A 20,044-nucleotide genomic window follows, 5' to 3' on the forward strand; every position below is an offset into this window, starting at 1 on the left:
GGCTAGTAATTACTGCATCACATATCTGTTGTTACCTGAGAGGCTCGCTTTTGCGGGCCTCTTTGCGTTGCTATGGAGCCCTGGCCTGTCGATAAATAACGCGCCCGCTTGCTGGGGAGCAAGCGGGCGCCGTTGAGCGAATATGTTTGCGGCCATAGCCGCTGCAGGTGATGGGTTGTCGACTAGTTAGTCGTCGTGTCGGAATCGTCACCCGAGGCAGAGCCAGAAAGCGAAACCGTCAGCGTGATCGTGCTGTCGGTGGACTGCTTGCCGGTGGGGGAGACGCCCGTAACGGTGGCGTTTTCGTTGCCGCTCACGGGGTTGCCGTTCTGATCGCAGAATGCGATGTTGTAGAAACCGGCGTTGTTGAGCGCGGTGACGGCGGCGGAGATGCTCTTGCCGTACAGGTTACCCGGGACGCTGGCCTTGCCGGACTTCTTGGCGATGACGACGGTGATCGTGGCACCGGGCTTCTGCTTGCCGCTAGGGTTCCAGCTAATTACGGTGCCCTCGGTAACCGAGTCGTTTTCCTGGTAGCTCACGTCGACGCCAAAGCCAGCCATGTCGAGAGCGTTGCGTGCCTGGGCCTCGGTCATGTCGGTCAGATCGGGGACGGAGGTGGTGTCAGGACCGCTGGAGACCTTATACGAGATGGTCGTGCCCTTCTCGACTTCCTTGCCGGCATCAGTGCCCTGCTCAAAGACCTGGCCTTCGTCGGCCTCGTTGGCCTCCTCGGTTGCGTTGCCCTTCAGGCCCACGCTTGCCAGCGCGGCCTCGGCCTGGTCCTTGGTTAGGCCGACGAGCTGCGGAACCTCAACTTTCTCGGAGGGCTTGGGGCCCTTGGAGATCACCAGGTTCACCTTGGAGCCCTTGGGCTTCTTAGTGTTGCCGTTGGGGGTCTGCTCGGCAACCTTGCCCTCGTCGACATCGTCGTTATAGCTCTGGTCGACAGTTCCGACCTCAAGGCCGGCCTCCTTGATCAGCTCGATAGCGGTCTGCTGGTCCTTGTTAAGCACATCGGGCACCGTAACCTGCTCGCCCCCAAAGAGCCCGGTGGCGAAGGCCACCACAACGCCAACCACGGCGATTGCGGCGACTACGGCGGCGATGATCTTGTTCTTGTTGGATTTGGGCTCTTCGACCTCGTAGGAGCCGGTGGAGCCCGAAACCGAGCTGCGGGCGGTATTTTGGCCGCTCACGCCCGAGACGGGACGCACCATGGCGCGCGTCTGATCGGAAAGCTCGCGAGTCTTGGTGGCGCCCAGCTCACCGGGGGCACCGATGATGCGCGTGGGCTCCGAGACGTTGACGGCACGGCCCGACAGGTAGCTGTTGAGCACCTGACGCAGCTCGTCGGCGGTCTGGAAGCGGTTTGCGGGGTCCTTCTCCATGCACTTGAGGATGATGCGCTCAAGGTCGGCGTCGACACCGGAGTTGATCTGGCTCGGCGGAATAGGTAGCTCGTTGACCTGCTTGAGTGCGACCGAGATAGCGTCGTCACCGTCAAAGGGCACGCGGCCGGTGGCGCACTCGTACATCACGACGCCCAGCGAGTAGATATCCGAGGTGGGGCCGAGGTCCTGACCACGGGTCTGCTCGGGGCTGACGTAGTGGGCGGTTCCCAGCACGTTGTTGTCTTGCGTGAGGTGGCTGTTCTTGGCGCGCGCGATGCCAAAGTCCATCACCTTGATGTTGCCGTCGGGCAGCACCATGATGTTCTGCGGCTTAATGTCGCGGTGGATGATTTCGTGCTTGTGGGCGACCGAAAGCGCGGAGCTGATCTGCGAGCCGATCTGCGCGACCTTCTTGGGGTCGAGGGCGCCGTGGCTCTTGATGCCGCTCTTAAGGTCGGTGCCGCGTAGGTACTCCATGACGATGTAATAGGTGTCGCCGTCCTTGCCCCAATCGTAGACGCCCACGATATAGGGGGAGGAGAGGCCGGCTGCTGCCTGGGCCTCCTGCTTAAAGCGTGCGGCGAAGGTCGCGTCGCCAGCATACTGCGGCAGCATGATCTTGACGGCTACCGTGCGGTCGAGAACCTGGTCCTGTGCACGGTAGACGGTCGCCATGCCGCCTGTTCCCACCTTATCCTTGAGGAGGTATCTTCCCCCGAGGACCCTCTGTTCCATTCCTGCTCCTAACATAACTATTCGCTCAACGATGTGTGTAGTACCTACGATGTGGCCGCTGGGGCCGTGTGACGCGTTGCCGCTAACCCTTAGGCCGCGGCGCGCCTCGGGTGTCCGATTCGATCATGGGCATCACGCTCCCTGTGCGGCAAGCGCCGCGGTCAGGACGATACCGGCGATCTTGGCGGCCTTGACGTCATGCTTGTCGAAATCCTCCAAGGCCACCGAGATGGCGACCGTGGGTGAATCGTAAGGTGCAAAGCCAACGAACGTCGAGTTGACGTTGGTGCCGCCAGTCTCGGGCGAGCCGGTCTTGCCGGCGACCTTGACACCGGGGATTTGGGCATCGGTGCCGGTGCCGGACTGGACGACGGCAAGCATGGCCTGCTTGACCTGGTCGGCCGTGGCGGAGCTGACGGCCTGACCAAGCGAGCGGGACTGCGTGGTCTTGACCACGGTTCCGTCCGGGGCGAGTACCTGGGCTACAAAGTACGGGTCCATGACCACGCCGCTGTTAGCGATGGCGGCGGCAATCACGGCGTTTTGCATGACGGTGGTCTGCGGGCCGGGCGTGTGGTCCATGCCGACAGGCTGGCCGGCGCCGGCCCAGGCGGTCTCCCACTCGGTCATGAGCGACGGGTCGGCCATGATGGAGGCCGCGGAGGTCAGGTCCTGGCCGAGCTTTTGGCCGTAGCCAAAGGCGTTGGCAAACTGCACGAGCGTGTTTGCGCCAACTTCGTTTGCCACCTGGCCAAAGACGACGTTGGAGGACACGGCAAAGGCCTGCTGCAGGCTGATGGTGCCGTAGCTCTCGTTGGCATAGTTGGTGACCGGTGCGTTGCCGATGTCCATGGAGCCGGGCGCCTGGTAGGTGCTGGTAAGGCTGGCGGTACCGGTCTCGAGTGCCGCGGAAAGCGTAACGACCTTAAACGTTGAGCCCGGCGTGTACAGCGCGTCCATGGCGCGATTGTACATGGAGCCGTCCTCGCCGCCGCCCGTCTGCAGCAGGGCATCGATGTTGGTGTTGTCGTAGGTGGGCGAGCTGGCACATGCGAGCACCGCGCCGGTACGCGGGTCGATGACCACTACAGCGCCCTTAAAGCCCTTGAGCGCCTGCTCAGCAGCCGTCTGGATACGCGAGTCGATGGTGAGCTTGGCGGTGTTGCCCGGCTGGGTCTGGCCCGCGAGCGACGCGATGGCGTTGTTCCAGCTGGAGTAATCCTTAGAGCCGGTGAGCGTGTCGTTCATGACGCTCTCGATGGCGGTGGTGCCATACTGCTGGCTCACGTAGCCAACCACGTGCGCTGCCAGGTTACCGTTGGGGTAGGAGCGTACGTAGGTGCCGTCCTCCTGTTGCAGCGACTCGGCCAGCGTCACGCCGTCGGACGTGATGATGGAACCGCGCTGGATGTACTTGGAGCGGGCGATGGTGTGGTTGTTGGTCGGCATGTCCTGATAGTCCTTGGCCTTGATGACCTGGACATAGGTGAGGTTGCCGATAAGGATGGCGAACAGCGCCGTAAAGGCGAGCACCGCACGGGTTAGACGGTTGGCGAGCGCAACGCGGCCGAGCACACCGGATTCAGGCGTGTCGAGCAGGCGACGGCGCATGCGCGAGCCGATGGAATGGCTGCCGCTGCCGTAGGAAGACGAGGTGGCAAAGCGCGTGCCCGTCGGGGCGGCGGCAGATGCGACCTGATTATCGGTGATGGCGGCCATGGTGCCGGTGCCGGTAAGCTCGGCCTCGCGTCCGGTCGCCTCGTCACCGGCGCGCAGCAGGAGCGCGACGATGATAAAGCTCGCCAGCAGAGAGGAGCCGCCCTGGCTCATAAAGGGCAGGGTGACGCCGGTCAGCGGGATCAGGCGGGTTACGCCGCCGACGATCAAGAAGGCCTGGAAGCTGATGGCGGCCGTAAGGCCTGTGGCACTAAAGGCGGCGAGGTCGGATTTAGCGCGGGCAGCCGTGGTGAGGCCACGCACGGCAAAGAGCATAAACAGGATGAGCACGGCGCCGCCGCCCAAAAGGCCCATCTCCTCGCCGATAGCCGAGAAGATAAAGTCGGACTCGACGACAGGGATGTTGTTGGCCATGCCGTTGCCGATGCCAACACCGACCAGACCGCCATCGGCAAGCGAGAAGAGCGACTGGACGATCTGGTAGCCCTGGCCCTGGGCGTCCTTAAACGGATCGAGCCAAACCTGGAAACGCACCTGAACGTGAGACAGGAACTTGTAGGCGCCCACGGCTCCAACAGCTAAGAGCGCAAGGCCGATAACGACATACGAAAAGCGCCCCGTGGCAACGTAGAGCATCAGCAAGAAGATGGTGTAGAACAGCACGGCCGAACCCAGGTCGCGTTCGAAGACGACGACGAGCAGGCACACACCCCACACGGCAAACAGCGGCAGCAGCAGTCGCAGGCGAGGGATCTTAAAGCCCAGAATCTTGCGGTTGGAGATGGAGAGCAGCTCGCGGTTCTCGGCCAGGTAGCCGGCCAGGAACAGGACGATAAAGACCTTGGCGAACTCGCCGGGCTGGATGGTAAAGCCCGCGATGCGAATCCACAGCTTGGAGCCCGAGATCGTGGTGCCGATAAAGATAGGCAGCATCAGCAGAATGATGCCGATGATGCCAAAGGTGTACTTGTAGCGCATGACCACGTCGAGGTTTTTGACTAATGCAAGCGTTCCCACCATGAGCGCCACCGAGACAAACAGGATGATGAGCTGTGAGATGGCGAGAGCGGGGGCGAGACGCGTCACGAACGTGATGCCGATGCCCGAAAGTATAAATACGATGGGCAGGATGGCGGGGTCGGCACCGGGCGCCAAGATGCGCACGGCAATGTGGGCCGCGGCAAAGGCGGCAAAGAGGCCGATCGGTACGGCGAGCGTCTCAAAGGAGATGGCAGCGCCCGCGGTGAGGACGTACATCGCATACAGCAGGATGACGGGGAACGCCGAGGCGATGAGCAAGAGCAGCTCGGTGTTGCGGCGACTCATAAGCGGCACTCCCTTTCTAATTCTTATCGGAGGCTTCGGCCTCGGCGGACTGTTCGGCGGTTTTCTCGGAATCTGATTCGGAGGTCGATCCCTGATTGGTGTTGTCGCGAATCGTTTGCGCGTCGATCACCTGGCGGGTCTGCTCCTCGTCGATCTGGTGGCGGTACTTGGATATCGTGTCCTGCGCATCGTCGACACTTGTTTGCGGAATGCCCGCCTTGAGGCGGTTTTGCGTGTCTTCGGGCAGGTCGGACAGCTTAATGCTGGTTTCGCTTTCGAGCCAGTGGAGCTTGAGTCCGAGCGGCTTGCCGGGCAGGCCGCGCCAGACGGCGACATTGCCCTGGTAGGTACCCAGGTAGTACGAGCCGGTGACACCCGTGTAGGCCCAGATGCCAGCTGCCAGCACAAAGACGAGGGCCAGGATGGCGGCGATAGTAACGTTGCGGCGACGCACGCGTTGTGCCTCGCGCATGACGCCATCGTCAACCAGGTCAACGACTACTACGGTCACGTTGTCGTGGCCGCCGGCGGCAAGCGCCGCGTCCACTAGGTTGTCGACGCAGATTTGCGCGGTTGAGGACTGCGTGGCGATGTTCTCGATATCGCTATCGGGAATCATGCTCGAAAGGCCGTCGGAGCACAGGATCAGACGGTCGCCTTCCTCGATATGCAGAGTGAAGTGGTCGGCATACATAGCGGGGTCCGAGCCCAGCGCGCGGGTGATGACCGAACGGTTGGGGTGGACGCGAGCCTCATCTGCCGTGATCTCGCCGGCGTCCACGAGCTCCTCCACGTAGGAGTGGTCGCGGGTCACGCGGATGAGCGTGCCCTCGTGGAGCAGGTAGGCGCGAGAGTCACCCACGTGGGCGATGGCGAGCGTGTCGTTTTCGATATAGGCGCAAGTGGCTGTGCAACCCATGCCGGGCTTGCCCAGGCCATTCAAGGCAGCCTCGATTACGGCGGCGTTGGCTGCCTCGACGGCTGCGGCCAGGCGTGCTGCGTCGGCGGACTGTGGGGCCGTCTTGGCGATGGTCTCGACAGCGATAGAAGAGGCCACCTCGCCGGCAGCGTGACCACCCATGCCGTCGCATACGCAAAAGAGCGGCGACTGCACCAGGTAGGAATCCTCATTGTGCGGGCGCACGCAGCCAACGTCGGAGCGGGCGCCCCACATGAGTTGCGTGGTGGTGCCGGCATCATAGGTCGAGTCGGTCTCGATGCGCTCCTCGGTTAGGGGTTCAAAGCTCATGGTCGAGCCGGGGTCTTTGAGCTTGGCCTCAACGGCGGCAACGTCGATTTCGGCTGTGTCACCGGGAGAGACGGTGTCGGTCTCGGCGTTTGATTCGGAATCACCGGTGTCCGGGGAGTCGGGCTCCTCGGAAACGCGGGCGGTCGACTCGTCGTCTTGCGGGCTGACGTCTATAGGCTCGGGCGCCGGCGTAGACGCGGGCGCAACCTTGGATGCCGGGGCTATGGGAAACGCCGGCGCGGCGGGCTCGGGTGCCGCAAACACCGCAGCGCTCTCGTTGATTGCCGCGGCGACGGGCTCTGCAAAGTGAGCCGGCGCCGGGGTTGCTTCGGGCGCTGTGGGCTGTTCCGCAGCATGTGCGCCGATGGGCGCTGCTACGGCATCCTCTTCGTCCTCGTTATCGGCGAGATCCGAAATGTCATGCGTTACATGCGAAAGAGGCAGGGAGAACACGGTGTCCTCGGGCTCCACGGGTGCGGAGCCCGCCGGAGCGGCGTGGGCCGGCGCAGCTGTGGCGGCGGCCGGTGCCTCGGTCATAGTTGCGGACTTGTTCTCCTCGTCGATCATCGACGGTTCACCTTCATGACCACGTCGCCAATCTGGACTTCGTCGCCCTCGCGCAGCGTTGCGGGCTCCACGAGCTGGCGGCCGTTGACGAGCGTGCCGTTAAGCGAGTTGAGGTCCTCGATGATGAGCGCCGGGCCCTGCAGCGAAAAGCGCGCATGCGAGGCCGAGACGAACGGTTCGTTGATGCAGATGTCCGAAGACGGCGAGCGGCCGACGATGACGGGGCCGAGCATGTCTACGTGGATGCCGCGGATACCGCGCGGACCCTTGTCCACATCAATCGTCCAGATAGCCGAGTCGCGGCGCTGCCCGCGCACAAGTCCCACGCCGGTCTTCATGACGGCGAACAGGAAGATATAGAGCAGGGCGACTAGGACGATGCGGCCTGCAAAAAGGACGATATCGATGTTCATAAGCGACTATCCCCTAAATTCAAAGGTACTCAGGCCAAACGTCAGCAGATCGCCGTTGCGCAGCGGGCAGCGCGTAATGCGGCGGTTGTTGACGAGCGTGCCGTTGGTGGAATTGAGGTCCTCGATCGACCAATCCGAGCCCGTAAAGGTGAGCTGGGCGTGGCGGCGCGACACGTTGGGGTCGCGCAGGGCAATGTCGGAAACTGAGCGCTCGCGACCGATGGTCACCTGTGCGGAGGTGATGCTATGGCTCTCGCCGCTCACGACGTCGACGAGCTGGGCGAGCGGGCGCTGCGGGGCGCGAGTGCTCGCCATGTTGGAGGCGATGCCGGCTGCGGCGCCTAGGCCCACGGCGGCACCGGTCGCGGCGGCTCCGCCCATGCCGGCAAGCGCGTCGCGCGAGACGGTCTGCGGCACCGGGATGGGTGCGGCGGCGGGGTCGGGGACGCTAGGCGCGAAGGGATCTGCCACGGCAAGCGGGTCGGGAGCGGCGGCGCGAGGCGTCGGCTGCTGCTGGGGCATGGCGGCGGGGCGCTGCTGCTGCGGGGCAGCAAACTGCTGCTGGCCGGCGCGCGGGGCGCTGGCGGCACGGCTTGCGGCCGAGTTGTTCTGTCCCAGGCCGTTTTGGTAGGCGCGCTCTTCCTCGTACAGGCGGCCGAGCGTGGGCGCATCGACGTTCTCGGCAAAGACCGAGAACTTGCCGGCGCGCAGCTGCGGATCGATCATAAAGCGCACGAGGGGCTCGCCGACAAAGACATAGCGGCGCTTTTCGGCCTGCGCCTTCACAAACTCGCGGACCTCGCGCGAAAGCTCGGGGTAGAACGGGGCGAGCATGGGATCGTCGTCGGCGGCGATCAGGATGGTATAGAGTGCCGGCGCCGTGTTGACGCCGTTGATCACCAGAGTCTGATCCTCCATGTCGCGAGCGGCCTGCTTGGCAAGCTTCTTAAAGGAGAACGGGGCACGGGTGGCACCGAAGATGCCGGCCACGTGGTCCTCGAAGATGTTCAGGAAGTTCACGAAAGATCACTCTCCGTATAAGTTCTTTGGTATCCGAGCAAATATAGGCATATCCCAACGATTATAGAGGATAGGGTTCCCGCAACCGCCGCCTTGGCGACGACCGCGGCTGCAAGGCTGGCAATTTCCATATGGTGTGCAAGACAGGACGCCGCTGCGCAGCCGATGCCGGTGACAGCGATGGCGGCGATTGCGGCAAGGTTTGAGCCCTGATCGGCACGCTTGGCATGGGCATTGAGCAGCGCAGATGACGCCGCGGCAGTTGCCGCTACCAGCACAAAGGCAGCCCAAAGGAGCGGGTCTCCCAGCGCTGCGGCAACGTTACCGAGCCCCAGCACGCCTCCGGCTGAAAGCGCGACCGTGGCCAGACGGGCAAAAAGCGCGCCCATGCCCGTTGCCGCGGCGGCGCTTGCCGGGCCGAGCCAAAATGACGCGACGCCGGCGGCGACCCCAGCTGCCAGGAAGGTATTGCCGGTCAGACAGCCAAGCGCGAGTGCACAGGTGAGCGTGGCGCTCGCGGCAGTCTCGGTGCGACCCCAGGCGATCCACCAACCGGACATGGCGGCGGCAAAGATCACCGCGACGGGCAGCATCGACAGGATGCCCTGTGCCTGCATGGTGGCGTTGGCCATGAGCACCAAAAAGCCCACAGCCGAGATGGCCGAGCCAATCTGGGGGGCCAGGCCAGCCGCCGCTCCGATCGCGATGGCCGCAATGACCAGGCCGGGAAGCGCCGCGACCCCGGCCGTTTGCATCAGCAAAAAGCTAAAGGTGCCGCACGTTAGCGCCGAGATAGTGCGCATGGTGTAGTCGCGCGCATGGCTCCAGCGCGTGCCCGCCCAGCCAAGTGCGGGGTCGACCTCGATGGCGTCGTCCTCGTAGTGCGACGGCTCGATATCGTCGAGCTCCTGCTCGTCATCCGAAAGTTCGCCAACCATTTGCTCTAGGCTGCGACGGCCCTCGCGCACGCTGCCCAGACCGGCAAGGAGCTGGTCGCAAAATGCCTCGATGCTGTTGGGGCGGTCCTGCGGCATGGGGGAGAGCGCGCTCATGAGCGCGGCCTCGGCTCCCGGGGGAAAGTGTGGTATCAGCTCGCTGGGATAGGTGGCGCCGCCGATGATGCGGTCGAGCGAGTCGGCGGGCGTGGCCGCCATAAAGGGGGCGCTGCCGCACAGGCCCTCATAGATTACACAGGCGAGGGCAAAGACATCGGCGCGCTCATCGACCGTGCCGGTCTCGATATCGAGCTGCTCGGGCGGCATGTAGCCGATGGTGCCGCCGCGCGAGCCGCCAAAGCCACCGGCGGACGACAGTCGCGCCATGCCAAAGTCGGTGAGCTTTACATTGCCCGAGTGGTCGATGAGCACGTTGGCGGGCTTAATGTCCAGGTGGAGTACGCCATTACTATGGGCGAAGGTGAGCGCCTGGCCTAGGGCATCGGCAATGGCCGCGGCCTCGTCAAAGGTAAGTGAGTGACCGTCCACGCGGTGCAAAAACTCGGCCAGCGACATGCCATCGACATATTCCATAACCAGGTAGGCATAGGCTGTGTCGTGCGTAAAGTCGATGACCTGCACGATGTTGGGATGTTGAAGCATGGCGGCAGTGTGCGCCTCGCGCAGGACATCCATGATGTCGCTGGCGGGCATGCCGACACCGTTAATAAGGGGGATGCGCTTAATGGCGACGCGGCGGCGCAGGTGCGTGTCGCGGCAGATCTCGATGGAGCCAAAACCGCCGGTCGCAAGTGTCTCGAGCGGCTGGTACCGCTTGAGCAGCTCGCGAGAGCTGGTGCCCTCCAAAGGAACGTCCGGCGAGAACCGGGCGGTATGTTGCGAGAAAAGCGGCATGGCCAACCCTCGTGCGTTTAAAGTTCGTTTGCGAGCGGCGGGCGCGGGGCCGAGCCGTTCGCGGTGGCATAGATGCTGCTAGTGTAGCACGCTCGGGTGCATGGGGAGGATAGCGGGATGCGAGGCTGCCTGTCTGGCTTGGCCTTAGCGCTTCTTCTTGTTCTTCTTCTGCTTGCGCTTGGTCTCCTGGGGCTTGTCGCCCTGCTTGGCCTCGGCGGCGGCCTTCTCGGCCTTCATTTTCTTCTTCTTGGTCTCGATGCGGAGTTTTTTGTTGATGCGCGCCTTAAGGAAGGGACCGAACTGCTCGGCATCGCCGCGGACAAAGGTGTCCTTAGGGATCGTCACGCCCTGGTCGGCGAACATGGCCACAAAGATGCGCTCGCCGTCGAGCACGTGGTCGAGCTTTTCAAACGGGAAGAACTGTGACTTGCCGCTCTTGCCCCAAACCATCAGGCCGTCCTCGTTGGCGGCGACGCGGCGATAGCGGCCACCCATGGACTCGTCGGCCTCAACGGCGTCGATAAAGTCGCGGGCGAGGGTGTGGTGCAGGTTTTTGCTCCACCAGGCCAAAAAGGCGCCGAACACGATCAGGACGACGCCAAACTTGATCCAGTTGCCGCCGGCCACCAGCATGCCGATGCCGATGAGCGCGGCAATTGCCGCGGCGACATACAGCGAGCCGCGACGCCTGGGCGAGGCGACCAGGCGGGCGAAGTCGGTGACCAGGTCGTTTTCGTACTGGTACTCGTTGAGGTACAGGATGCCGTCGTCGGCTGCGGCCTGCTCCTCGAGCGCGACCTCGACCTGGTCGGCTGCTTCGGAGGGGACGAGGTTGCTCTCTGCGTCTGCCATGCTCTTTGGACTCCTATCGCGGCGGGCTCGCCGTACGGGTATTATGGAATGCAGTATGCCGTGCGACCGCATGGCCGCCGCGGCAACAAGACTCAGTATACCCGGGGGAGCACCCATGGAATCGTTGTACCGAAAGTATCGCCCGCTCACCTTCGACTCCGTGGTGGGCCAGCAGCATATCGTCTCGACGCTCGAGCACGCCATCACCGAGGGGCGCCTGTCCCACGCGTACCTATTCTGCGGACCGCGCGGCACGGGCAAGACCACCATGGCGCGCATTCTGGCCAAGGCGCTGCTGTGCCGCAATGCCGAGGCGGCGCGCGCCGAGGGTGCAAGCGGCTGCATGCCCGACGGTACTTGCGAGGAGTGCGAGCTCATTGCCGAGGGTAACCACCCCGATGTCTACGAGCTCGATGCCGCAAGCCGTACTGGCGTGGACAACGTGCGCGAGGAGATCATCAACTCCGTCAACTTTGCCCCGGTGCGCGGCAAGTACAAGATTTATATCATCGACGAGGTCCACATGCTCACGACGGCGGCGTTCAACGCGCTGCTCAAGACGCTTGAGGAGCCGCCGGCACACGTGATCTTTGTGCTGTGCACCACCGACCCGCAAAAGATTCTGGAGACCATCCTCTCGCGCTGCCAGCGCTTCGATTTCCATCGTATCGGCAACGAGGATATTGAGCATCGCCTGACATACGTGTGCGAGCAGGAGGGCTTCGATTACGACGACGAGGCGCTGGCTATCGTGGCACGCCATGCCAAGGGCGGCATGCGCGACGCGTTGTCCACGCTGGAGCAGCTGAGCGTTTTTGGCAACGGCGCCGTGCATGCGGACGATGCCCGCTCGCTTTTGGGCGAGGTTTCGGACCAGATCCTGGGCGAGTTTGCCCGCGCCATTGCCGATCGCGATGTTGCCGAGCTATATGGACTGATCCGTGCGCAGGTCGAGGAAGGAAACGACCTGCTGGAGCTGACGCGCGACCTGGTGGCGCATGTGCGTGACGTGTACGTTGCCTGCGTTGCCGGTGCCCGTGCCGAGCTGTTTGAGGGCGGCTCCGAGCAGGCCGAGGCGCTTGCTGCCGAGGCCGCTGCCTTTGGCGAGCATCCTGCCGACCGCCTGGCCCGTGTGCTGACAGTGCTCGACGATGCCGCGCTGGAGATGAGGGGCGCGAGCGACGTGCGCCTGGTGCTTGAGATTGCCTGCACGCGTCTGGCACGTCCCGAGGCTGATTTAACGATTGAGGCATTGGCCGAGCGCGTGGCACGTCTGGAGGCCATGGTTGCCAACGGCGCCGTGCCGGCGAGCGTGGCCGCTGCTCAGGCCGCCGCGCCTGCAGCATCCGTACCCGCTGCTGCCCAACAGCCGACGCTCATTTCGGGCGCCCGTGCTGCCGCTCCGGCGGCATCCGCTGCCCCCGCTGCTACGTCCGCGCATCAGGGTGGCATGCCTTGGGACCGCGGCGCTGCTGTTCCGGCTGCCCAGTCTGCTCCCCGTTCTGCGTCCGTGTCAGCTTCCAAGTCTGCAGCGCCTGCACCTCAGCCTGCGCCGACGTCGACGCCTCAGCCCGTTGCTGCCCCCGCGCCTGCCACCGCTCCGGCACCTAAGCCCCAGTCCAACAATGCCGCCCAGGTTGCCGCCGCCGGTGCTGCCGAGACGCCCGCGGTCGAGGATGCCGGAGAGCTGCAGCGCAAATGGGCCGAGGTCGTCGAGCGTGTCAAGGCGCGTCAGGCTTCCTACGCAGGGCTTTTGCTCAACGCCCGCGCCACGGCCGACGACGGCTCCAAGCTCACCGTCTCGTTCCCCGCGGGCTCGACCTTTGCCATCAAGATGCTCGGTCGCGCCGATACGCAATCGGTGGTCCTGCCGACGGTCTGCGCAGTCTTCGGTCGTCGTACCGTCGACTATGTCTTGGATGGGGGTGGCACGCCGGCTCCTCAACATGAGGAGCATTCTCCATCTGCACGGGCTGCGGCATCTGCGGACCCGCAACCCGTGTCCTCGGCGGCCCCTGCATCCTCGAGCGCCAGCGCGCCGCAGCGGCAAGCGACACCGGTAGCGGCGTCGACCCCGTCGGCGCCTAAGCCCGCGGCGCCCAAACCGGCTGCTCCGACACCCGTGTCCAAGCCCGCCTCGCCCGCGCCCAAGTCGTCTGACCTAGGCAAAGCCCCCTGGCTACGCTCCGACAACCCCGCCGGCGCTCCTGCCACGGGTAAGCTCCCGACCGAGCCCGCACCCCGTGCGCCCGAGCGCTCGGCTGCCCCCAAGGCTCAGTCTGTCGCGCAGTCCGCGCCGTGGGAATCCGAGCAGGTGCCCTACGACGACGCCATGGTCGGCGGCTTTGCCGGCGATGCGAGCGGGGACGATCTTCCTCCGTTCGACGTGCCGGGTGCGGCGTCCGCGCCCAAGTCCGCTGCAGCTGCCCCCAAAGAGGGGGACGCCCCCGCTGCCCCTTGGGAGTCCAACCCCGGCGCCGGCAGCCCCTTCGGCCATCAGGGCGCAGCCCCGAGCATCCCGCAGACCGAGGACGAGGCCAAAGCCCTCATCCGCAACGTCTTCGGCCAGGCCACCATCTTCAAACCGGTGGAGTAACCGTGCGGGCGGGTATGCTGCTCAAGAAAAGATTTCTTTGAACGGAGCGAGCTTATGATGTGGGAATATGTCCGCCTTGAGGACGATACGCAGGTTTCGTATTCCGAAGTCCGGGAGGACAACACAGTGAAGGTTGTTGTGGAGCGCCCGCGCGATTGGGGTTTTGACACGGCGGAGTGTATCTTGCCGGCATTCAATTGGGTGTCACACGAGGGCTTTAGCGAAGCGGACCTCAAAGAACTCGATGATTTTGTGCGTAATAACGCCCCGCTTATCTTGCGTTTTGCTCACGAAGGCGGACGAGTCTATGCCTAATGCCTAGTTTGTTTCGACTTGGCCATATATCACTTTCTTTTGTCCGGGCGCATCTGTATTTCGGACATGTGTAGTGTGGTGCCGCGTATATCGCATTCGAGCAGACAGGCACGTGACGGTCGGCCTAGGATGCTGAGGTCGATACGATACGTCGCATGGCTGTCCGTGTACTCGACTTGCTCGGCGTTAATGGTTGCTCCGATTGCCAAATAAACGCCTAGCTCGGCATCGACAATCTTGAAGTCCTTTATCTTGACCTTGAACTCTTGATAGAGGGACGGGCTGTTGTAGTAGACGGTTCGGGTTCCGTCGGTGCACTCATCGGTCGTCTCCCATTTGACGACGGGCTGGTCCGAGCTGGCTATCAGCAGTTCTGCTCCAAAAGCTATGGCATGGGTGATGACAACCAGCAATGCCCAGCCGACAAAGAGATAGAGAACCACATATGCAACGGGGTGTTTTGAGCGGATGTTTTGGAGCGCGTTGGGGGCATTCATGGGGCACCTCCAAATTACTATCTATGGCAATCAAATTATACCCTGCCGCCATGTGCGCCGCCTCGAGCAGCGGTTCGGCATTTAGCTATTTAGTGGCGCACATGAAATGCCGGATTCGGCTCTACTAGATTGAGTGTGCGATATTATGCAACCTTGCATAATTCGACCTTGCATAATCTTTGAGTGCGGTTTGTATTGGAGGACATGTATATCGACTGAGGTAACACGTCCGCCCCGCTCTCTCGCCGCGCGCCGTGGTACGATTTTTGAGTTTGAAAGTCCCGCCGTGCTCCGGCTGCCCTTGCAGCTCGGCGTGCGGCCGCACGTAAAGGAGCCATCATGGCCGGTATGAACATGCAGCAGATGATGAAGCAGGCTCGCAAGATGCAGGAGCAGCTTGCCGCCGCGCAGGAGAACCTCAAGTCCCAGACCGTCGACGCCTCTGCCGGCGGCGGCATGGTCAAGGTGACCGTTAACGGCGAGATGGAGCTCGTCAACCTCACCATCGATCCCGATGCGCTCGATCCCGAGGACGTCGATATGCTGCAGGATATGATCATGGCTGCCGTCAACGAGGCCGTCCGCGGCGTCAACGAGCTCGCCAACAAGCAGATGGGCGCCATCACCGGCGGCCTCAACATCCCGGGCATGCCGTTCTAAGACACGCATATATATGAGTGCCAACCACAGTCTGCAAAAACTGCTCGATGAGCTGGGCCGTCTGCCGGGCATTGGTCCCAAGTCGGCCCAGCGCATCGCCTATTACCTGTTGGAGGCCGACGCCGAGGAGGCGCGCCGCCTGGCCGAGGCCATCCTGGAGGTCAAGCAGGAGGTCCACTTTTGCAGCCGCTGCTTTAACTACGCCACGGCCGACGAGTGCTCCATCTGCCAGGACCCGATGCGCGATACCACTCGCATTTGCGTGGTGGGCGAGCCGCGCGATGTCCAGGCGATCGAGCGCACGGGCAGCTACCACGGCCTCTACCACGTATTGGGCGGCGTGATCAGTCCCATGGACAAGATTGGCCCCGAGCAGCTGCACATTCGAGAGCTGCTGGCACGCTTGGGCCACGAGGACATCCACGAGGTCATCATCGCCACCAACCCCAATATTGAGGGCGAGACCACGGCGAGCTATCTGGCCCGTACCATCAAGCCGTTGGGCGTCGAGGTGTCGCGTCTGGCAAGCGGCCTTCCCGTGGGCGGCGACTTGGAGTATGCCGACGAGCTTACGCTTGGCCGCGCCATCGAGGCCCGCCGCGCGATTTAGGTGGCGAGCCTGCTCCTGCCGTATGTTTTCCTCGCGACGCACGGGTTAGTCATAATTTCCCCGTGCGACTGTGAGTTTGTTGTGCAACAAAGATGCTTCGTATCTGCTTATCGCATGGATGCTTCCGCTCGCATCCTTAATTTGTCCATTCGTTGCGCAACCTTTTTGGTTCGCTGATACACTCAAATATGGATTCGAATGAATGCGCCGCTCCCGAGCGGCGTGTTTTTGTTGGAGGAGAACGCATGCGGCCCGGTGGCACTCAGACAAAGCGCGGCGCCGCGGTGCGCATACGACGCCGACTGGGCTTGGCGCCGCGGGCGTACGCACTGCTATCGTGCTCGCTGGTGCTGGTCATAGCTGGCGTTTCTGCCTATGGCATGACCGTGCCGTCCATGATGCAGGCGCATGCCGCACGCGAACCGCGCGTGGGGGCATGAGGTCAAAAGCGATCTGGGCACCACGACTGGATATGCTTGGGCAAGTGTGGTCGGGCATATTGTGTTTGGCACCGACGATGCGGACGGCGCCGAGGCCCTGGACAACGAAGTCACGCTTGCCAATGGCAAAACCATCGTGCTCACCAACACCAAGATCATCGATCGATTGTCCAACAATAGCGTGGCGGCAACGGTGAATAAGGTCGAGCAGCAAAAGGAGCAGGACGCCCAGCAGTCCGGAAAGCCCGGTAGCTCGGATACTTCTGGCTCCGGCTCGGATTCATCGAGTTCGGGCGGCGGCTCTGGGTCGGGTTCCTCTACCGGAGGGCCTGGAAACGGCGGCTCGACGGGCGGCAACACTGACAACGATGCAAACTCCGGCGGCCTTTCCGCTGCTGAGGAAGAGAGCATTCACAGTTGGCTTGTGACCAAGTACAACATGCTCGACGGCTATGTTTCTCGTGCCAATGACGTGGTCTCGACCTATAACTCTACGGGGGATCCCAGGCCGTGCGACAGCCTGGTCGGGGAGATGTTTGTCATTCGAGCCGAGTTCGGTCGTCAGACATTCTCGCCCCGGTCAAGGTGGTATCAGCAGTATGCCAATCTGTGGGGCTGTTACACCAACCTATGTCAATGGGTCGGCCATTACGGCGATGATGACGTCGCGCTCGGTAACTTCAACAATAACGTGGCGGCGCTTGCCCTATGATGACCGATCTTGCATCCACCACACCACAATCGCTCGGTCGCGATCCCATGGTCGGCCTGCGCCTGGCGCGTGTCGACGGGTTTGAGCCGGCCATTGCGCTCGGTCAGGACGAACTGCCTGCCTATCTGCGTCGTTTTACGATACTGTTTGCCGACGATGCCACCATGCGCCGTGGCGGTATCGGCCGCGTGACGCGTGCTGTCAACGCCCAAGGCGAGGACGTAGCACTCAAACAGCTCATCTTGCCGACGCGCGATGAGTTTGACGACGATGCCGCCCATGAGTCGCTGGTCGCCAAGTTCAAAGCGGCATTTCGCGAGGAATATGAATGCCATCGCGCCCTTTCGGGCCTTAAGGGCTTTCCCCGCCTCTATGGCTGGGGCGAGGTTGACGGTGTGCCTGCAATTGTCATGGAATGGGTCGAGGGCGAGACGCTCGCCCGCTTGCGCTCGCGACTCGCCGTGGACGATGCCGGACGCCTATCGCCGCTTGTGGCGGCGCGCTTGGGGCGCGACCTGTTCGACCTGCTCTGCCGCATGAGCCTGGTGGGGGAGGGCTTTGTCCATCGCGATATCTCGCCCGCTAATATTATGGTGCGTACGGCGCGTTTACCGCTTGACCGGCAGCTTGCCGAGGGCACCTTTGGCCTGTGCCTGATCGACTTTGGCTCGTCGCTGGCGCTTGAGCCTGCGTCGGCCGTGGCCGGTACCGGCGGCAAGGCATCCTTTACCGAGCGCTATGCCACGCTGCGTCGCGCGACGGTTGCCTATGCCCCGCCCGAGATGCTCACCGACGATATTCCCGATCTGCGCGCTTTGCGTATGTCGCCGGCGATCGACGTCTATGCCGCGGCAAGCACGGTTTACGAGCTCATTGCCGGCGTCGCGCCATACGAAGCCGCGCCGAGCACTTCGGGCACCTCGGGTTCGCGCAAAAAGACGCGCGACATCGCGAGCCCCTACCGTCTCAAGATGGACACGCGGCCCGACTATCCCATTGGTGCCCATGCGCCCGGTTGTGATTTGACTCAGCTGCTTCGTCGTGAGCCCGATGTGGCGCTCGCCGCGGCCGAGCAGGCCCAGCAGCTAGGGCTTGAGCCGGATTCCGAAGAGCTACGCGATGCGCTGGCGTTTGTCGATGCCCAGCTGTTCGACGTGGTGATGGCCTGTCTGTCCAGCCATCAAAAAGATCGTCCCGAGCCGGCGGCGGTCGAGGCGGCGCTCTCAGCGTTTTGTGACCACTATGCGCAAAATGTCGGCCGCTCGCTCCGCGGCGAGCCGCTCACGCCGTGCCCCATGGATGCGTCTGGCCGCGCGGTTCGTCGCGCGCTGATGGTCGGCGCGACGGTCGTCTGTGGCGTGGTTTGGGCTGTGATCGTGGTTTCGGCCGCGCTGCTGGCGTCGGGCGCTCGCGTGACGGCGACTTTGGGATCGCTCGTGTGGTCTGGGTCGCTACCGGGTATTATTGCCGCACTGGCGTTGGCGCTGCCAGGCATAGCCGGCGTTGCCGCGGGGGCGCTTGCGCGCGATCGGCGCTCGGGCTTCCTGCAGGGTGTGCTTGCGCTTTCTGCCTGCGAGGTTCCGGTGCTGGTTGTGGCTGCATGTAGCGTATTTTCCCAACGCGCCGTGATAGGCGGCCTTGTTGCCGCTCTGGTTGCAACCTATACGCTTACGTGGTTTTTGCTTGCGATGGGCTTTGCCTTTGAACTTCCCGTTTCGGCACCGCGACGCACAAAAGCCCAGATGGCGACTCCGCTTGCCGGTGGAGCCGCAGCTGCCCGTACTTTTGGCGGACCTGTCGAAGTATCGTCCGATTCTATTTCTACGACTAAGGAGGCCTAGGTCATGGCATCTCAAGTTGAGCTCACCCCATGCGGGGCCATGTTTGACATCTTTAAGCGCGCGGCGCATCTGAGCCATATCGAGCTGTGCGGCTTGGTGCTTTCGTCCCGTCCGCTCGCCGACGGCCGCAGCCCGCAGAGCCGAGCCGCCGATCGCTCTTGGGTTTCCCGCTTTATCGTTCGCGCGCCGGTCGGCACGCTTCAGCATCGCTACTTTGCCGAATACGGTACCTCGGCTGCGCGTATTATGTCGCAACTGGCCCTGCGCCAGCGCAATCCCATGGACTCCACGGCTGTGATCAATATGGTGTGCGGTCCTGCAGGTGAACCGATGGTACGCGCGCTCGAAGAGTGCCACCAGGACACGAATCTCTATCGCAACGCGCTCGATCGCCTGTCCCAGGCGGCGGAACTCATGCCCGCCGAGCGCGCCGAGGCCGTGCTGGTGCTGTTTGTCGCCGTCGGTTGTTCGGCGGATGTGCGGTCCTCGGTGAACTATGCCATCGACTACGCGCACGCGACCTGTGGCGGAGGCACATCCACGCCGCGTTCGCTTGGCATGTCGATGACCGCGGGCGAACGCGAACCCGCCCCGGCGCACCCCTTGGGCTTGCTGCGCGTACAAAACAGTTTTGTCGTGAGCGCCCCGCGCTGGATTCAGCCGAGTGAGCAGGGTGTTGAGATTGGCGCGCTGGCCACTGGTGAGGGCGATATTACCGACGTCGGCGACGATGTCTCGGCCCGCCATGCCCATATCTGGTGCGATGCTCAAAATATCTGGCACGTCGAGGACTTGTCGTCCACCAACGGAACCGTGGTGGTAAACGGGGCCACGCGCGTCTGCATTCAGGTCGAGCCCGGTCGTTCCGCCCAACTTAATCCCGGCGACGAGCTCAAACTCGGCGAATCCACTACCTACGCCATCCTCTTCGGTGCCCTCTAGCCAGTCCCGCCAAATGGTCCCTCCGTCCCCAAGGGATCATTTTGCTCCCGGCAGTCACCCGAGGTAAACCTTTACCGCCCGCCTATATTTGCCGAAATTACACTTGACGGCGGGGTACAATAAACCCGCATGCGGATTTCCGTTGCGGGCGCTTCCCATCGCCGGGGCGTGCCCGGGAGCATCCGGCATGCGGCCTTTGCGGCGCTCGGTCATGTGCAAGACGGGCGGTCGGGCCTGTAGGGCGCATCAGCTGCCCCTCGCCTCGGCATGTCTTCTCTCCACGCCATGTACCTGCTGCTGAGCCTGCCTGCCAGATGATTGGAAGCAACAGCGTAAATCCCATCACGC

Annotated in this window: 16 protein-coding genes; 8 read left to right on the plus strand and 8 right to left on the minus strand. The window is 63.1% G+C overall.

All coding sequences use genetic code 11. The annotated features are described in order from the left end of the window. Nucleotides 1-182: 182 nt before the first annotated feature. From pknB to I1969_RS06100, 7 genes are all read right to left on the minus strand, one after another. Nucleotides 183-2,129, minus strand: a complete 1,947-nt coding sequence (gene pknB, locus I1969_RS06070; RefSeq protein WP_195233872.1) for a Stk1 family PASTA domain-containing Ser/Thr kinase — start codon at nt 2,127-2,129, stop codon at nt 183-185. Nucleotides 2,130-2,261: 132 nt separating this feature from the next. Next, nucleotides 2,262-5,132, minus strand: coding sequence for an FtsW/RodA/SpoVE family cell cycle protein (locus I1969_RS06075; RefSeq protein WP_195233873.1), 2,871 nt, complete (start codon nt 5,130-5,132; stop codon nt 2,262-2,264). A 16-nt stretch (nt 5,133-5,148) separates the two neighbouring features. Then, nucleotides 5,149-6,948 (minus strand): Stp1/IreP family PP2C-type Ser/Thr phosphatase, encoded by a 1,800-nt coding sequence (locus I1969_RS06080; protein ID WP_195233875.1) that lies wholly within the window; start codon nt 6,946-6,948, stop codon nt 5,149-5,151. Next, on the minus strand, nt 6,945-7,361 hold the full coding sequence (locus I1969_RS06085; protein ID WP_006235180.1) for an FHA domain-containing protein: 417 nt from the start codon (nt 7,359-7,361) through the stop codon (nt 6,945-6,947). Before I1969_RS06085 ends, I1969_RS06080 begins: the two co-directional genes overlap by 4 nt. 6 nt (nt 7,362-7,367) lie before the next feature. Next, nucleotides 7,368-8,381, minus strand: a complete 1,014-nt coding sequence (locus tag I1969_RS06090; protein ID WP_035136732.1) for an FhaA domain-containing protein — start codon at nt 8,379-8,381, stop codon at nt 7,368-7,370. Next, nucleotides 8,378-10,231, minus strand: coding sequence for a serine/threonine-protein kinase (locus tag I1969_RS06095; protein WP_195233877.1), 1,854 nt, complete (start codon nt 10,229-10,231; stop codon nt 8,378-8,380). Before I1969_RS06095 ends, I1969_RS06090 begins: the two co-directional genes overlap by 4 nt. 144 nt (nt 10,232-10,375) lie before the next feature. Continuing rightward, on the minus strand, nt 10,376-11,083 hold the full coding sequence (locus I1969_RS06100; RefSeq protein WP_195233879.1) for a hypothetical protein: 708 nt from the start codon (nt 11,081-11,083) through the stop codon (nt 10,376-10,378). 115 nt (nt 11,084-11,198) lie between these two features. Here I1969_RS06100 and dnaX point away from each other — a divergent pair, with 115 nt between their 5' ends. Both dnaX and I1969_RS06110 read left to right on the plus strand, forming a co-directional pair. Then, nucleotides 11,199-13,679, plus strand: a complete 2,481-nt coding sequence (gene dnaX, locus I1969_RS06105) for a DNA polymerase III subunit gamma/tau (RefSeq protein WP_195233881.1) — start codon at nt 11,199-11,201, stop codon at nt 13,677-13,679. Between the two features lie 54 nt (nt 13,680-13,733). After that, nucleotides 13,734-13,994, plus strand: a complete 261-nt coding sequence (locus I1969_RS06110; protein WP_195233884.1) for a hypothetical protein — start codon at nt 13,734-13,736, stop codon at nt 13,992-13,994. A 29-nt stretch (nt 13,995-14,023) separates the two neighbouring features. Here I1969_RS06110 and I1969_RS06115 read toward each other — a convergent pair whose 3' ends face one another. After that, complete coding sequence (locus tag I1969_RS06115; RefSeq protein ID WP_195233886.1) at nt 14,024-14,491, minus strand: hypothetical protein; 468 nt, start codon at nt 14,489-14,491, stop codon at nt 14,024-14,026. Nucleotides 14,492-14,830: 339 nt separating this feature from the next. On the opposite strand from I1969_RS06115, the gene I1969_RS06120 reads away from it, so the two are divergent. The 6 genes from I1969_RS06120 (at nt 14,831) to I1969_RS06145 (ending at nt 19,696) form a co-directional block, all read left to right on the plus strand. After that, on the plus strand, nt 14,831-15,151 hold the full coding sequence (locus I1969_RS06120; protein ID WP_006235174.1) for a YbaB/EbfC family nucleoid-associated protein: 321 nt from the start codon (nt 14,831-14,833) through the stop codon (nt 15,149-15,151). A gap of 13 nt (nt 15,152-15,164) precedes the next feature. Next, a complete protein-coding gene (gene recR, locus I1969_RS06125) occupies nt 15,165-15,761 on the plus strand; it encodes a recombination mediator RecR (RefSeq protein WP_006235173.1) in 597 nt (198 codons plus the stop codon). Nucleotides 15,762-16,006: 245 nt separating this feature from the next. Continuing rightward, nucleotides 16,007-16,201 carry a hypothetical protein gene (locus I1969_RS06130; protein ID WP_195233888.1) on the plus strand — a complete coding sequence of 65 codons (195 nt, stop codon included), beginning with the start codon at nt 16,007-16,009 and terminating at the stop codon, nt 16,199-16,201. Next, nucleotides 16,170-16,913, plus strand: a complete 744-nt coding sequence (locus I1969_RS06135; RefSeq protein WP_195233890.1) for a hypothetical protein — start codon at nt 16,170-16,172, stop codon at nt 16,911-16,913. Before I1969_RS06130 ends, I1969_RS06135 begins: the two co-directional genes overlap by 32 nt. After that, entirely contained in the window at nt 16,910-18,754 is a 1,845-nt protein-coding gene (locus I1969_RS06140; protein ID WP_195233891.1) for a serine/threonine protein kinase, read from the plus strand. The genes I1969_RS06135 and I1969_RS06140 overlap by 4 nt, the downstream gene beginning before the upstream one ends. Nucleotides 18,755-18,757: 3 nt before the next feature. Beyond that, the gene (locus I1969_RS06145; protein WP_117746467.1) at nt 18,758-19,696 is read left to right on the plus strand and encodes an FHA domain-containing protein; all 939 of its coding nucleotides are present in this window, start codon (nt 18,758-18,760) and stop codon (nt 19,694-19,696) included. Nucleotides 19,697-20,044: the final 348 nt, after the last annotated feature.

Source organism: Collinsella aerofaciens, assembly GCF_015548375.1.
In the GTDB taxonomy this organism is placed as follows: Bacteria; Actinomycetota; Coriobacteriia; order Coriobacteriales; family Coriobacteriaceae; genus Collinsella; species Collinsella aerofaciens_AB.

Bases quoted from the DNA above. Each gene is read 5' to 3' on its own strand.
- pknB (WP_195233872.1), bottom strand. From the start codon at position 2,129: ATGGAACAGAGGGTCCTCGGGGGAAGATACCTCCTCAAGGATAAGGTG.
- I1969_RS06075 (WP_195233873.1), bottom strand. From the start codon at position 5,132: ATGAGTCGCCGCAACACCGAGCTGCTCTTGCTCATCGCCTCGGCGTTC.
- I1969_RS06080 (WP_195233875.1), bottom strand. From the start codon at position 6,948: ATGATCGACGAGGAGAACAAGTCCGCAACTATGACCGAGGCACCGGCC.
- I1969_RS06085 (WP_006235180.1), bottom strand. From the start codon at position 7,361: ATGAACATCGATATCGTCCTTTTTGCAGGCCGCATCGTCCTAGTCGCC.
- I1969_RS06095 (WP_195233877.1), bottom strand. From the start codon at position 10,231: ATGCCGCTTTTCTCGCAACATACCGCCCGGTTCTCGCCGGACGTTCCT.
- I1969_RS06100 (WP_195233879.1), bottom strand. From the start codon at position 11,083: ATGGCAGACGCAGAGAGCAACCTCGTCCCCTCCGAAGCAGCCGACCAG.
- dnaX (WP_195233881.1), top strand. From the start codon at position 11,199: ATGGAATCGTTGTACCGAAAGTATCGCCCGCTCACCTTCGACTCCGTG.
- I1969_RS06110 (WP_195233884.1), top strand. From the start codon at position 13,734: ATGATGTGGGAATATGTCCGCCTTGAGGACGATACGCAGGTTTCGTAT.
- I1969_RS06115 (WP_195233886.1), bottom strand. From the start codon at position 14,491: ATGAATGCCCCCAACGCGCTCCAAAACATCCGCTCAAAACACCCCGTT.
- I1969_RS06120 (WP_006235174.1), top strand. From the start codon at position 14,831: ATGGCCGGTATGAACATGCAGCAGATGATGAAGCAGGCTCGCAAGATG.
- recR (WP_006235173.1), top strand. From the start codon at position 15,165: ATGAGTGCCAACCACAGTCTGCAAAAACTGCTCGATGAGCTGGGCCGT.
- I1969_RS06130 (WP_195233888.1), top strand. From the start codon at position 16,007: ATGCGGCCCGGTGGCACTCAGACAAAGCGCGGCGCCGCGGTGCGCATA.
- I1969_RS06135 (WP_195233890.1), top strand. From the start codon at position 16,170: ATGCCGCACGCGAACCGCGCGTGGGGGCATGAGGTCAAAAGCGATCTG.
- I1969_RS06140 (WP_195233891.1), top strand. From the start codon at position 16,910: ATGATGACCGATCTTGCATCCACCACACCACAATCGCTCGGTCGCGAT.
- I1969_RS06145 (WP_117746467.1), top strand. From the start codon at position 18,758: ATGGCATCTCAAGTTGAGCTCACCCCATGCGGGGCCATGTTTGACATC.